This is a genomic window from Gymnodinialimonas sp., from assembly GCF_059726805.1.
Map to the genome: position 1 here is coordinate 4011611 of NZ_AP041059.1, position 12961 is coordinate 4024571.

Here is a 12961-nt window from a genome sequence, read left to right on the forward strand (position 1 = left end):
TCCCGTGTTTAGTATCGTTAAATTCCCGCACCGCGCCTTTGCCTGCGCCCTGCCCCTTATTGCTGCGACCCGGAAAGACACTTGATGCAAAGCGATTTTGCGCCCGAAGGCCTGTTTGACCTGCTGCAAGGCCCCGCACTGGCGCGGCTGTCTCAGACGCCGGTGGAACGCGGGGACAGGCTTATCGCCTCGGGCTCCCCCGCCGAGGCGATGTACCTCGTGTTTTCCGGTCGTTTTCGGGTAGAGCGCGACGGCGTGGACCTGGCCGAGATCGGCGCAGGCTCGGTGATCGGGGAGATCGCGTTTCTGACCGGATCGTTGCGCACGGCGGATGTCGTAGCCGCGCGCGACAGCATCGTCTACCGCATCGACCGCCCCACCTATGACGCCCTTTGTGCAGAGGTCGACGGGCTGCCCCAGGCCATCGCGGCGGAACTGGCCGCGCGCCTCGCCGCCACCTCGGCCCGGGTCACCCCTGATCCGGGCCGCCCGCCCGCGCGCACCTTCTGCATTCTGCCCGCCGCCGACGCCCCGCTGCCCGAGCGTTTCGTGCCAGACCTGACCAAAGCGATTGAGGCCCATCACTCCGTCGCCCTCGTCACCGAGGCCGCGTTCACAGAGGCCATGGGCGCTCAGGCCGACCCCACCACGCCCGAGGCTATCGCCTGGCTCAACGCCCAGGAACAGAACGCCCAGATCGTGCTTTTCGTGGCCAATCCTGACGCCAGCCCTTGGTCCAAGGCGGCGTTGAAACAGGCCGACCAAGCCGTGATCGTGGCCCAAGCCATCAACTACCGCGACCCGTCCGATTTGGAGGCCTTCGCCCTAGAGATTCTGCCCGACAGCCAGCGCCGTCTGGTCCTGCTGCACCCACACCGCATGCAGCGCGCACCGGGCACCGGGCGGTGGCTCGATACCCGGCCCGTGTTCCTGCACCACCATGTGGCTTTGACCGGCGGCGATGCCGACATCGCGCGTTTGGGCCGGTTCCTGGCCGGGCGCGCCGTGGGTCTTGTGCTGTCCGGGGGCGGCGCCTTTGGCGTGGCCCATGTGGGCGTCTACCGCGCGATGAGTGAGTTGGGCCTGCCCGTCGACATCGTCGGCGGCACCTCCGTCGGCTCTGCCATGGGCGGCGCGATCGCGCTCGGGGTTCCGGCGGAAGAGATTGGTCCAAGGGTCGAGCAGATCTTCGTGCGCTCCGGCGCGATGCGCAAAATCACCGTGCCGAAATTCGCGTTCCTCGATCACAAGGTGCTGGATGCGGCCCTGCTGGAACACTACGGCGACGAGCCCATCGAAGACCTCTGGATGCCCTATTACGCCGTGGCCGCAGATCTTTCCGCGATGGACAAGACCGTGATCACCCGCGGCCCGCTGTGGGAGGCGATCCGCGCCTCGTCGGCCATTCCCGGCGTGCTGCCCCCGTTCTTTGCCCGCGACGGGCGGATGCTGGTGGACGGCGGATGCATCGACAACATGCCGTTTCGCACCATGCATGGGTTCAAGACGGGCCCCAACGTGGTGGTCAACGTCCAGCGGGCCACCAACAAGGTCATCCATGTGGATTACGCGCGGCTGCCGGGGCGGGGGCAGCTTTTGCGCCAAACGCTCAACCCCTTTGCGAAAACGCCGCCCCGCGTGCCCGGCGTGATCCCAACGGTCATGCGCTCGTTGCTGGTGGGTCAATCCGATATGCTGTCCGACCTGAACCCCACAGATCTGATGATCCGCCCGCCCGGCCTGAAAGGCGCGGGCTTTCTGGCCTGGAGCCAGCACAAGTTGTTCTACGAGATGGCGTACAAACACGCGCTTGAGGTGTTCGCGGCGGAAGACGCAGACGGCTCAACTGCCATGGCCGCCCTCCGCCGCGCAGTGGTCAGTTAACCGCCACAACCGTCGTTTCGGTATCGGGATCCGTTGTCGGCTCGGGCTCAGGCTCCGGCGTCACCTCGACTTCGATGGTGCCGCCGGGGTTGTCGGGATCAGGCTCGGTCGTGGTCAAGGTCGTGGTCTCTTCCATCACGGCCTCGCAGTCACCATCTGCGCCGATGGTAAAGCCGGTTTCACAGGCGGTCTGCGCAAAGGTTGGGCCGCCAAGCGCCAACAAAAGCGCGGCCAGGGTCAGGCTGGATCGTTTCATTTTCGTGTCCTTTGAGTTGCTCGTTCTTGGGATGCCCCGTTGCAAGAACACTTGGTAAGCGCTGCCCCGCCCCCGGCCTAGCAGCACCCGGAGTTTGCGGGATTAGCGGCAAAAGCTGTCCGGCGGATTTGCTCAAAAAAGTGGCACTGGCGACGTGGACGCTGCGGCACAGCTCTGGACAGCCCCGCCAGAGCCTTGTATTGTTGGAATTCTTCTCTCAGAGGGACTACGCCGATGAACAAGTCTGCCTAAGCAAAAATCCGCACGCCGAACCCGCGTGCCCAGGCATTCTTTTTTCGGAGCATTTCCATGCAACCCATCATATATGACGTGGCGGTTTCCGCCGACGGCTTCATTGCGGGCCCCAACTCGGACGTTTCCGCCTTCCCCCATTCCGGCCAGATCGTCGAAGACTACCTCGCGCGCCTTGCCAGCTACACCACGGTCCTCATGGGCCGTGCGACCTATGAGTTCGGGCTCAGCCAGGGCCTTCCCCTGGGCGCAAACCCCTATCCCCAGATGCGCGCCATCGTCGTCTCTTCCAGCCTGTCCCTGCCTGGGACCGACGTTGAGGTCTGGCGGGACCTGAGCAGCCTGGACGCCCTGCGCACAACCGCGCCCGGTCCGATCTACCTCTGCGGTGGCGGGCGGTTGGCTAGTACCGTCGCGGCCTCGGGCCACCTCACCCACCTATCGTTGAAACGGGCACCGGTGGTCCTCGGCTCCGGGGTGCCCCTCTTCTCTGACACCGTGCCCCAAGGGGCCATGACGCTGATGTCACAAACCGACTACGGCGGCGGGCTGCTGTTCCAGGCCTTCAGCTTCGCTGAGGCCGATCGGGCTCGCGCAACCTCCTCTTAGCTGCTCCATCGCGACCTGAAAAATCGCGCGCCTACGGGACGGTGGGAGGGGCGAGGTTTGTGTCTTTTGCCATGCAAAAGATCGCAGACCAGCGTCTCCCCCGTCCCCAGTCACATGCCCGGCGCGTTCACCCGGATCCTTGCGTTGCTCGGATCGTAGGGGCTGTCTTCCACGACCACCGCGTCGAATAACTGCCGGAACATGCGCACCTGCACCTTGGTCCCCACCTCCGCCAGATCTGGCCGCACATAGCCCATGCCAATCTGCTTGCCGAAGGCGACTGAATACCCGCCCGACGTCAACCGGCCGACCTTTTCGCCATCCACAACCAGTGCCTCGCGCCCCCAAGGGTCCGCATCGGCGGGGCCGTCGATCAACAGGGTCACACACTTGCTCCGGATGCCCTTGGCAAGCATCTCATCCTTGCCGTGGAAGTCTTTGCCAAGGTCCACAAACCGGTCCAACCCCGCCTCCAGCGGCGTCGCGTCGCGGCCCAACTCGGTCCCGAACGCGCGGTAGGACTTCTCCTGCCGCAACCAGTTCTGCGCCCGCGCACCGACCAATTTCAGCCCGTGCGCCTCTCCGGCCGCCATCAACTGATCGAACAGGTAGTTCTGCATCTCCATCGGGTGATGCAGCTCCCACCCCAACTCACCCGTATAGGCCACGCGGATCGCATTGACCGGGCACATCTTCAGCTCCAGCTTGCGCGCGGACAGCCAAGGAAACCGCTTGTTGCTGAGCACGCTTTCCGGTTCCGCATCGCGCACCAACTCCTGCAACACGGCGCGAGAGTTTGGCCCCGCAATCGCGAACACCCCGTGCTGGCCGGTGCAATCATCCAGCCACATCGGCCCGAACCGATGCACATTGTCATTGATCGCCTGGGCTAGGAAATCGCTGTCATAGGCCTGCCAAGCGCCCGCACTCACCAGGTAGAACGTGTCCTCTGCCAGCCGCACAATCGTGTATTCCGTCCGTGTCGTGCCCGCCGCCGTCAGCGCATAGGTCAGGTTGATCCGCCCGACCTTGGGCAGCTTGTTGGTGGTGAACCAATCCAGGAACGCCTCCGCCCCCGGCCCGCGCAGTTTGTGTTTGGTAAACGCCGTCGCATCAATCAGACCCGCCGCATTGCGCACCGCCTCGGCCTCGGCCTTGGCATATTCCCACCAGGCCCCGCGCCGGAAACTGCGCGCCTCCTCATCGAAGTTCGACGGCGCATCGAGCGGCCCGAAGTAATTCGGCCGCTCCCACCCGTTCACGCAGCCAAATTGCGCGCCGCGTGCCTTCATCCGGTCATAGGACGGCGCGGTTTTCAGGGGGCGGCAAGCGGGCCGCTCCTCATCGGGGTGGTGCAGGATATAGACGTGGTCATAGCACTCCTCGTTTTTCCGAGCGGCATATTCCGTTGTCATCCAATCGCCGTACCGCCGCGGGTCGAGGGAGGCCATGTCGATCTCGGCCTCGCCCTCCACCATCATCTGCGCCAGGTAATAGCCAGTGCCACCGGCGGCGGTGATCCCAAAGCTGAACCCCTCGGCCAGCCACATGTTCTTCATCCGCGGCGCGGGGCCCACCAGCGGGTTGCCGTCGGGCGTATAACAAATCGGGCCGTTGAAATCGTCCTTCAGCCCGCTCTCTTCACAAGACGGAATGCGGTGAATCATCGCCATGTACTGCGCTTCGATCCGCTCCAGATCGAGCGGGAAGAGATCGGCCCGGAAACTATCGGGCACGCCGTATTCAAACCGGGCCGGCGCGTTCTTCTCGTAGACGCCCAGGATCCAACCGCCGCGCTCCTCGCGCACGTAGCTTTGCGCATCGGCATCGCGGATCACCGGATGCTCGCCATTGCCCTCTCCGCGCCACGCAACCAGCGCCGGATCCTGATCCATGACGATGAACTGATGCTCCACCGGGATCGCGGGGATCTTGATCCCCAGCATCTGCGCCGTGCGCTGCGCGTGGTTGCCGCTGGCCGTCACTACATGCTCGGCGGTGATGACAATCTGCTCGTCCGACGGTACCAGGTTCCCGCCCTTCTCCACCATCTTGGTGCAGGTCACCTCCCACGCGGAGCCGTTCCACGCGAAAGCATCGGCTTGCCATTTCCGCTCAATCGCAACACCCCGCTGCCGCGCGCCTTTGGCCATCGCCATGGTAACATCGGCGGGGTTAATGTAGCCGTCCGTGGCATGATAAAGCGCCCCTTTCAAATCCTCCGTCCGGATCAGGGGCCAACGTTCCTTGATCTCTTCCGGGGTGAGAAATTCGAACGGCACACCCACCGTCTCGGCGGTCGAGGCATAGAGCATGTATTCATCCATGCGCGCGTCAGTCTGGGCCATGCGCAGGTTGCCCACCACTGCGAAGCCCGCGTTCAGGCCGGTTTCGGCCTCCAGCTCTTTGTAGAACTTGACCGAGTAGTCGTGGATATGCGTCGTGGCGAAGGACATGTTGAACAGCGGCAGCAACCCCGCCGCGTGCCAGGTCGAGCCGCTGGTCAACTCATCCCGCTCCAGCAGCACCACGTCGTCCCACCCCGCCTTCGCCAGATGATACGCGATCGAGGTTCCAACGGCGCCGCCGCCAACAACAAGGGCTTTCACATTGGTCTTCATGGCGCGCGCTCCGGCTCAGATGGAATCCTATCCCTACCTGCCTTACCGCAACCCAAAACGCCTCGCCCAGCCGACCGAAAGCCGCAAGAAAGCGACATTCAACGCCCAAGCGTGCCGCTGGACAGGTCCCCTAACCGCCGCCATGATGCCTGCACCGCAGACAAAAAGGCCCCTTTGATGGATATTCTGGCCGAAACCGCCCGCATGGCGCCGATCTACGAGACGGGCCACCCCCTCCACGGGGCCACTGATGTGATCAACACCCAAGGCGTGCAGGCCTACATCATGTCCGATCACTCCCTTCTAATCCCCGGCACCAACGCCAAAAACGATTGGTGGAGCTTCAATCTGCAATTCGGCACCGTTCTGGGCTCGCAAATAGGCTGGGCCGAGTTGGAGAGTTCCGTCGGCACCGCCAAGTGGTATCGCGGTTTCGCCAAACACGCGCGCATCCTTTATCTTGCGCTCAACGGCTGGAAACCCAAGCGCATCATCGGCCATTCCCTGGGCGGCGCATCGGCGCAAATCCTCGGCGCGTTTTACGGTGTGCCGACCCTTTCACTGGCCGCGCCGCGCCCGCGCAAAGGCTCTGCCAAGCTCAAGAAAGAGGGATGGGTGCTCAACATCACCTATGAGAAAGACCTCATTCAGGCCGCGCCCCCCTATGAGTTCGGCTACCGCTATGTCGGCTCGTCCCGGATCATGAAGGCCGTGGCCGGATCGTCAAAGGCGTTGCATTCGCCCACCGACTATTACCCCATCGTCCAGCGCGACATTGCCTCGGGGCGTCTTCCCGCCCAATGGCCGCCTTAGCCCACGCTCTTGCGCAGCATCGCCATGACGGACCACAGCAGTAGCGCGGGCAGCACCAGCGTGCGCAGAACGAAGATCCCGATGATCGTCAGGGTCGCGCTGAACAGCGCGTCGGCCTGCTGAGTGAACACCCCGGCCGCCTCAACGTAGTTTTGCACCGATGTCGTCGCGTCGGTCAGCGCGGTCAGGAAGCCCGAGAACAAGCCGCCATCCTCTGGGTCAGCCAGCAGTTCCTCCTCGCCCGCGCCGATCAGCACCCGCGCCTCGCCGGTCACCTGTTCCAACTGCGCCATCGCCGCGTCCCATTGCGGCGCGGTCGCGCGCTCTCCCAGCCAGACGCCGCCTGCAAAGACCAGCGGCAAGACCAATCCCAGGGCCGCGCCCAGCCGTACGGCCCGCAAGCTTGCCGCCGCGACGGAGCCTTGGCCCATCACCGCCGCGCCACCCATGCCCAAAAGGCCCACGCCCAGCACGACCAGGCCAATCGCCGCCACGGGCTCCAGCCCGACCGTCGCCAAAGCAGCACCCGCCGCCACGGCAAAGACCACGTCGGCCACCCGCTCCACAGTGTCATCGACCGGCTCCAGCACCTTCAACGGCTGCAGCGAGGCCTGCGCGCCGATGGAAGCCCCAATCTCGACCTCCTGCGCCGCCGACAGGGCTGCGTTGATCGCGCGGAGTGATACGTAGACCCCGGCCGTGACCACGGCGATGTCTTCCGCCGCGCTGACCGCCGGTGGAAGGGCGGGGTTCACCCCGCCGCCCCGCGCCAGATCCAGCAGGCCGATTGCCAGACAGATGATGCCCGCAACGGCAAACAACATACCCCGGAGGGCGGGGTTCACCCCGCCGCGCGTCTTGTCGCCTCCCCGCCGCTCGCCCTGCAACACGGGGCGTTCAGGCGCGGGCGGCGCGCGCAGCGGCGGCTCTTCGCGCCCGCTCACAGCATACTCGGCACCACCAGATCAGGTGGCCGATGCCCATCGGCGAAGGTCTTGATATTGATCAAGACTTTCTCTCCCATTTCAGCCCGCCCCTCGCGGGTTGCGGACCCCATATGCGGCAGAAGCACCGCGTTTGACAGCTCTCGCAGGCGCGGGTTCACCTCACGCCCCTTCTCGAAGACATCCAGGCCTGCGCCCGCGATCTCCCCGCCACGCAGCATCCGCGTCAGCGCATTCTCGTCGATCACCTCACCGCGCGAGGTGTTCACGATCACCGCCTCCGGCTTCATCAGTTTCAACCGCCGCGCATTCATCAAATGGAACGTGCTCGGCGTATGGGGGCAGTTCACGCTTACCACATCCATGCGCGCGATCATCTGGTCGAGGCTTTCCCAATAGGTCGCCTCCAGCGCGCCCTCGATATCCTCATGGAGCCTGCGGCGGTTGTGGTAATGCACCTGCATCCCGAAGGCTCCCGCCCGCTTTGCGACCGCCTGGCCGATACGGCCCATGCCCAGAATGCCCAATCGCTTGCCGCCAACGCGCCCGCCCATGAAGGCCGTGGGCGCCCATCCGGCCCAATTGCCTTCCTGCATCACCGCCATGCCCTCGGGCACGCGGCGCAGCACGCCGAGGATCAGCGCCATGACCATATCCGCCGTGTCGTCCGTCATCACCCCCGGCGTGTTGCTGACCAAAACGCCCCGCTGCCGCGCCGTAGAGACATCCACATGGTCCACCCCCGCGCCGTAATTGGCGATCAACTTCAGCCGCTCGCCCGCCTGGGCCAGCATGCTGCCGTCGATCACGTCGGTGATGCAGGGCACCAGAACATCGGCGTGTTTCATCGCCGCGACCAGCTCTTCCCGGGTCATCGGGCGGTCATCTTCGCGCAATTCCACGTCGAACAACTCGCTCATCCGCGTCTCCACCGCTTCGGGCAACCGTCGCGTAACGACAACACTTAATCGCTGAGATGGCATCTGTGGGCTCCGCCTTGTGGATTTTCACCTGTCCTCGTGACACTCTCCCATCGTTACCCGAGGCGCAAGATCGCGGGAACAATTGAGGACACCCCGGGGACACTTCCCCCCAGGATCGAGGCAGCACCCATGCGGATCATTCTGATCGGCCTTTTCACCTTGTTCGCGGCCCTCGCCGCGCCCGCCATCGCCCAGACCGAGGCGCCCTCCGAGGTGCCCGATGCCGCGTCCCAGGCGCGGGTCGGGCCCGTCACCGGCTTTCCCTTGCCCCGCTACGTCACCATGCGCGCGACCGAGGGCAACGCCCGGCGCGGTCCGTCACGGTCGCACCGCATTGACTGGGTCTTCACGCGCCGTCACATGCCAATGATGATCGTCGCCGAACACGGCCATTGGCGCCGCGTGGTGGATCGCGATGGCGCGGGCGGTTGGATGCATTACTCGCTTCTGTCCGGCGCGCGGTCGGCGATTGTCGAGGCCGACATGCTACCGCTTTACGCGCGCCCCGACACCGGCTCCAACATCCGCGCCCATGCCGAGGTTGGCGTCACCGGACGGCTGGAGGAATGCATGCCCGGTTGGTGCCGAATGGAAGTCGGCGGGTTCGAGGGCTGGGTCGACGCCTCCGCCCTCTGGGGGGTGGAACCGGGCGAGACCTTCGACTGACCTCGCCCGAGGCCTTTTTCAAATTGATTTACGATTGATATACCCGCGGCGGCACCGGCGGTGCGCAGAATTGATATATCATTGATATACCCCGAGCCTCTGTAGACCGGGCTTCAACCCACCGCACGCCTCACGCTACGCGGTCCAGCCCACGGCCTTTCAGAAGAGCCTTCACCCCCGGCATCCGGCCCCGAAACGCCTTGTAAAGCACATCCGCCTCCTGGCTGCCGCCCGCAGAAAGAATGTTCGTTTCCAACGACTTGGCAAGGGTTGGGTCGAAGGCGCTCCCCGCCTCCTCAAAGGCAGCAAAGGCATCTGCGTCCATCACCTCAGACCACATGTAGCTGTAATACCCACTGGAATAGCCATCGCCCGCGAAGACATGGGCGAATTGCGGCGTGCGGTGCCGCATCTCAATCGCGCGCGGCATCCCCAAGCGCTCCAGTGTTTTCTTCTGCGATTCCATCGGGTTACCCGGCGCGTTCCCGTCGTGGAAATCCAGATCTACCAGCGCAGAGGCGACATATTCCACCGTCGAGAAGCCCATATCATAGGTCTGCGCGGCCAACAGGCGGTCCAGCAAGGCCTTCGGCATCGGCTCTCCGGTTTCGACGTGAACCGCGAATTCCTCAAGAACTTCAGGCACTTCCAGCCAATGCTCGTAAAGCTGGCTTGGCAATTCCACAAAATCCCGTGCCACGGAGGTGCCGGAAATCGACCCATAGGTCACATCTGAAAGCATCTGGTGCAGCGCGTGACCAAACTCATGAAACAACGTCCGCGCATCGTCATAAGACAACAAAGCCGGGTCGCCCTTGGCGAAGTTGCAGACGTTCACCACAATGGGCCGCGTATCGCCACCCAGCTTCTTTTGCGACCGCATGGCCGAGCACCACGCGCCAGAGCGTTTGGACCCGCGCGCGAAGTAATCCCCAATGAAAACAGCCACATGCTGCCCGCCCCGCGTGACCTCCCAGGCCCGCGCATCGGTATGGTAAAGCGGGATGTCGAGCGCCGTGAACTCCAACCCGAACAGCCGGCTCGCGCAGGCAAACGCCGCCGCGATCATCCCGTCCAACGACAGATACGGCTTCAGCGCCGTCTCATCCAGGTCATGCTCGGCCTTGCGGCGCTTCTCGGAATAATAGCGCCAATCCCATGGCTCCAACGGGCCATTCACCCCATCGTCAGCCATCATCGCGGCCAGTTTTTCGGCATCCGCCTCCGCCTGCGCCTTCGCGGGCTCCCACACGGCCATCAGCAGATCGCGGACGTTATCCGCCGATCCGGCCATCTCAGTCTCCAGCTTGTAGGCCGCAAAATCCTTGTAACCCAACAGCTTGGCGCGCTCTTCCCGCAACGCGAGCGTCTCCGCCGCGATCCCCAAGTTGTCGGTTTCACCGCCATTGGCCCCGCGCGCGGCCCAGGCCTTATAGGCCTTCTCACGCAAATCCCGACGGGGCGAAAACTGCAGGAACGGCACGATCAAGGACCGCGACAGTGTCACCACCGGGGCGCCTGCGCCCTTCTCCTCTCCCGCCGCGCGGGCCGCATCAACGACGAAGTCCGGCAAGCCCTCCAGATCGCCCTCCGCTAATTCCATGAACCACGCGCGCTCGTCGGCCAGAAGGTTCTGCATGAACGCCGTGCCCAATACCGCCAACCGAGACTTCACCTCCGTCAACCGCGCGCCCTCGGCCCCCTCAAGGGCCGCGCCCGAGCGCACGAAGGACCGGTGCGTCAGATGAAGCACCCGGGCCTGCTCAGCCGTCAATCCCAGCGTGTCCCGGCGCTCCCACAGATCATCAATCCGAGCGAACAGCTTGGTATTATTGGTGATTTCCGAGGAATACGCCGCAAACTTTGGCGCATAGTCCCGTTGCAAAGCCTCGCGCTCCGGCGTCGCATCGGCGCCCGCCAGGTTGAAAAACACCCCCGCAACCCGGTCCAACAAGGCATCCGCCAGCTCCAGCGCCTCGACCGTATTCTCAAACGTCGGCGCCGCATCCTGATCCGCAATCGCCGCGATCCGCGCGCGCCCCTCGTCCAGCGCAGCGTCGAGCGCGGGCGCGAAATCCGCGTCACCGATCCGCTCAAACGGCGGCATCTCGAAAGGCGTATCCCAGGTTTCCAACAGCGCATTTGTCATGGCGAAATCTCCTTTGCACCCACACATAGGGCCAATCGGGCGCGCCCACACCCCTTCCCCGTTCTCAAATATCCCAGAGAGCGCGAGAGACAGCGTCTCTCGCTTGCGCCGCAGGCGCAACTACCGCCGCTCCCCCTGCCGCATCCGCTGCTCCATCCGCCGCAGCAGGATCGACAACGTCACGGTGATCGACAGATAGATCAGCGCCACCACATTATAGGTCTCGAAATACCGGAAGTTCGACGCCGCCGTCACCTTGCCAAGCTGCGTCACGTCCAACACCCCCAGGACCGAGACCAGCGAGGAATCCTTCACCATCGCCACGAAATCATTGCCCAAGGGAGGCAAGATCGTACGGATCGCTTGGGGAAAGATGATGTGCCTGAACCGGTTCCACCGGTTCAACCCCAAGGCATTCGCGGCCTCGATCTGGCCCGGATCGACCGATTGCAACCCGGCCCGAAAGACCTCGGCGATGAAAGCGGAATACCCCACCGCCAAAGCGATCACCGCGCGCCACAGAAGAGGGAAATCCCTCGTCCGGATTGTCTCCAAGCCCACCGCCTCTGCCATCCAATTATAGGCCACGACCATACCCGGCGCGAATACGAAGGCGACGTAGAGCAACAAGACAATGATCGGCACGCCCCGTACGACCTCGATATAGAACCGCGCGATCTGGCGCAGGATCAGGCTACGTGACAGGCTCATCAGCGCCAGGCCCAGGCCCATCAGGCTGGCCGTCGCAAACCCCACCAATGTCACGATCACGGTGATCCAGATGCCCCGTCGCAACGTCGTAAGCACCTGCCAGTAGATCTCGCTGGTCCACAATTGCCAGACGGCATAGAGCGCAAAGCCCGCCAACGCGACGAGCCACCACGGGAAATCCTTGTCCTGGGGGGAGCGGGAGAGCATCAGGGGCGGCGCGCCAGAACCATCCGGCGCGCCAGATTTTCGTTATTGACCAAGGGCGTAGTCGACAAACCAGCGCTGATCCAATTCAGCCAGCGTCCCATCCTCGCGCATGCTTTCAAGGCCCGCGTCGATGGCGGCAACCAGCTCACTGTCGTTGGGGAAGATGAAGCCGAACTCTTCGGTCCCCAAGGGCTCACCAATCATTTGCAGGCGGTCGGGGTTGGCGCTGACATAGCCCTGCCCCCCGGCGCTATCGGCCAGCACCATGTCCACATCGCCGGTCATCAGCGCCTGGATCGCGGCGGGGATCGTCTCCAGCAGCACCAGGCGTGGGTTCGCCTCGTCGCCATCCAGCACATCGTAGACGCCCACGTAGAACGGCGTCGTGCCGGCTTGCGTGCCGATCAGCAGGTCTTCGTCAGCGGCAAAGCTTTCAGCATCGGTGAAGCGCGTTTCATCGGCGGCGACCAGCATCCGCATCTGGCTGACCATGTAAGGCACGGAGAAATCGACCAATTCATCGCGATCCTCGCGGATTGTGATCCCGGTCATGCCCATGTCGTACTGCCCGCCGGACACCGCAGGGATCATCGCATCCCAGCTGATGTTCTCGATCACCGGCGTGAAGTTCAGCCGCTCTGCCAGGATCTCCAGCGCGTCATATTCCCACCCGATGGCGAGGCCCGAGACCGGGTCGATGAACTGCAGTGGCGGGTAGGCGTTTTCCGTCACCACGACAATTTCCTGGCCGCCCAGGTCGGGCAGATGCCCGTCGGCGGCGGCGGTCAGCGGCATCATGGCAACCAAGGCTGCGGCGATAAAACGAGTCATAGCAAGCTCCCTATTGATTGCGGCCAGTATGGCGT

General features: G+C 63.9%; 11 protein-coding genes. 4 read left to right on the plus strand and 7 right to left on the minus strand.

Annotated elements, in window-relative coordinates; all coding sequences use genetic code 11:
* Positions 1 to 84: 84 nt before the first annotated feature.
* Positions 85 to 1884, plus strand: a complete 1800-nt coding sequence (locus tag AC6I9R_RS19550) for a patatin-like phospholipase family protein (RefSeq protein WP_461428463.1) — start codon at positions 85 to 87, stop codon at positions 1882 to 1884.
* Here AC6I9R_RS19550 and AC6I9R_RS19555 read toward each other — a convergent pair.
* Positions 1877 to 2140, minus strand: coding sequence for a hypothetical protein (locus AC6I9R_RS19555; protein ID WP_461428462.1), 264 nt, complete (start codon positions 2138 to 2140; stop codon positions 1877 to 1879). The two genes, AC6I9R_RS19550 and AC6I9R_RS19555, sit on opposite strands and share 8 nt — an antisense overlap.
* Positions 2141 to 2449: 309 nt before the next feature.
* On the opposite strand from AC6I9R_RS19555, the gene AC6I9R_RS19560 reads away from it, so the two are divergent.
* A complete protein-coding gene (locus AC6I9R_RS19560) occupies positions 2450 to 3001 on the plus strand; it encodes a dihydrofolate reductase family protein (RefSeq protein ID WP_461428461.1) in 552 nt (183 codons plus the stop codon).
* Between the two features lie 110 nt (positions 3002 to 3111).
* Here AC6I9R_RS19560 and AC6I9R_RS19565 read toward each other — a convergent pair whose 3' ends face one another.
* Complete coding sequence (locus AC6I9R_RS19565) at positions 3112 to 5622, minus strand: GcvT family protein (protein WP_461428460.1); 2511 nt, start codon at positions 5620 to 5622, stop codon at positions 3112 to 3114.
* 177 nt (positions 5623 to 5799) lie between these two features.
* Here AC6I9R_RS19565 and AC6I9R_RS19570 point away from each other — a divergent pair, with 177 nt between their 5' ends.
* Positions 5800 to 6435, plus strand: a complete 636-nt coding sequence (locus AC6I9R_RS19570) for an alpha/beta hydrolase family protein (RefSeq protein ID WP_461428459.1) — start codon at positions 5800 to 5802, stop codon at positions 6433 to 6435.
* Here the strand turns inward: AC6I9R_RS19570 and AC6I9R_RS19575 are convergent.
* Both AC6I9R_RS19575 and AC6I9R_RS19580 read right to left on the minus strand, forming a co-directional pair.
* On the minus strand, positions 6432 to 7379 hold the full coding sequence (locus tag AC6I9R_RS19575) for a hypothetical protein (RefSeq protein WP_461428458.1): 948 nt from the start codon (positions 7377 to 7379) through the stop codon (positions 6432 to 6434). The two genes, AC6I9R_RS19570 and AC6I9R_RS19575, sit on opposite strands and share 4 nt — an antisense overlap.
* Positions 7376 to 8362 carry a 2-hydroxyacid dehydrogenase gene (locus AC6I9R_RS19580; protein ID WP_461428457.1) on the minus strand — a complete coding sequence of 329 codons (987 nt, stop codon included), beginning with the start codon at positions 8360 to 8362 and terminating at the stop codon, positions 7376 to 7378. Before AC6I9R_RS19580 ends, AC6I9R_RS19575 begins: the two co-directional genes overlap by 4 nt.
* Before the next feature lie 129 nt (positions 8363 to 8491).
* On the opposite strand from AC6I9R_RS19580, the gene AC6I9R_RS19585 reads away from it, so the two are divergent.
* Positions 8492 to 9028, plus strand: coding sequence for an SH3 domain-containing protein (locus tag AC6I9R_RS19585; RefSeq protein ID WP_461428456.1), 537 nt, complete (start codon positions 8492 to 8494; stop codon positions 9026 to 9028).
* A 130-nt stretch (positions 9029 to 9158) separates the two neighbouring features.
* Here AC6I9R_RS19585 and AC6I9R_RS19590 read toward each other — a convergent pair whose 3' ends face one another.
* From AC6I9R_RS19590 to AC6I9R_RS19600, 3 genes are all read right to left on the minus strand, one after another.
* A complete protein-coding gene (locus AC6I9R_RS19590; protein ID WP_461428455.1) occupies positions 9159 to 11177 on the minus strand; it encodes a M3 family metallopeptidase in 2019 nt (672 codons plus the stop codon).
* Between the two features lie 120 nt (positions 11178 to 11297).
* Positions 11298 to 12095 (minus strand): amino acid ABC transporter permease, encoded by a 798-nt coding sequence (locus tag AC6I9R_RS19595; protein ID WP_461428454.1) that lies wholly within the window; start codon positions 12093 to 12095, stop codon positions 11298 to 11300.
* A 42-nt stretch (positions 12096 to 12137) separates the two neighbouring features.
* Positions 12138 to 12926 carry a substrate-binding periplasmic protein gene (locus tag AC6I9R_RS19600; RefSeq protein WP_461428453.1) on the minus strand — a complete coding sequence of 263 codons (789 nt, stop codon included), beginning with the start codon at positions 12924 to 12926 and terminating at the stop codon, positions 12138 to 12140.
* Between the last annotated feature and the right edge of the window lie 35 nt (positions 12927 to 12961).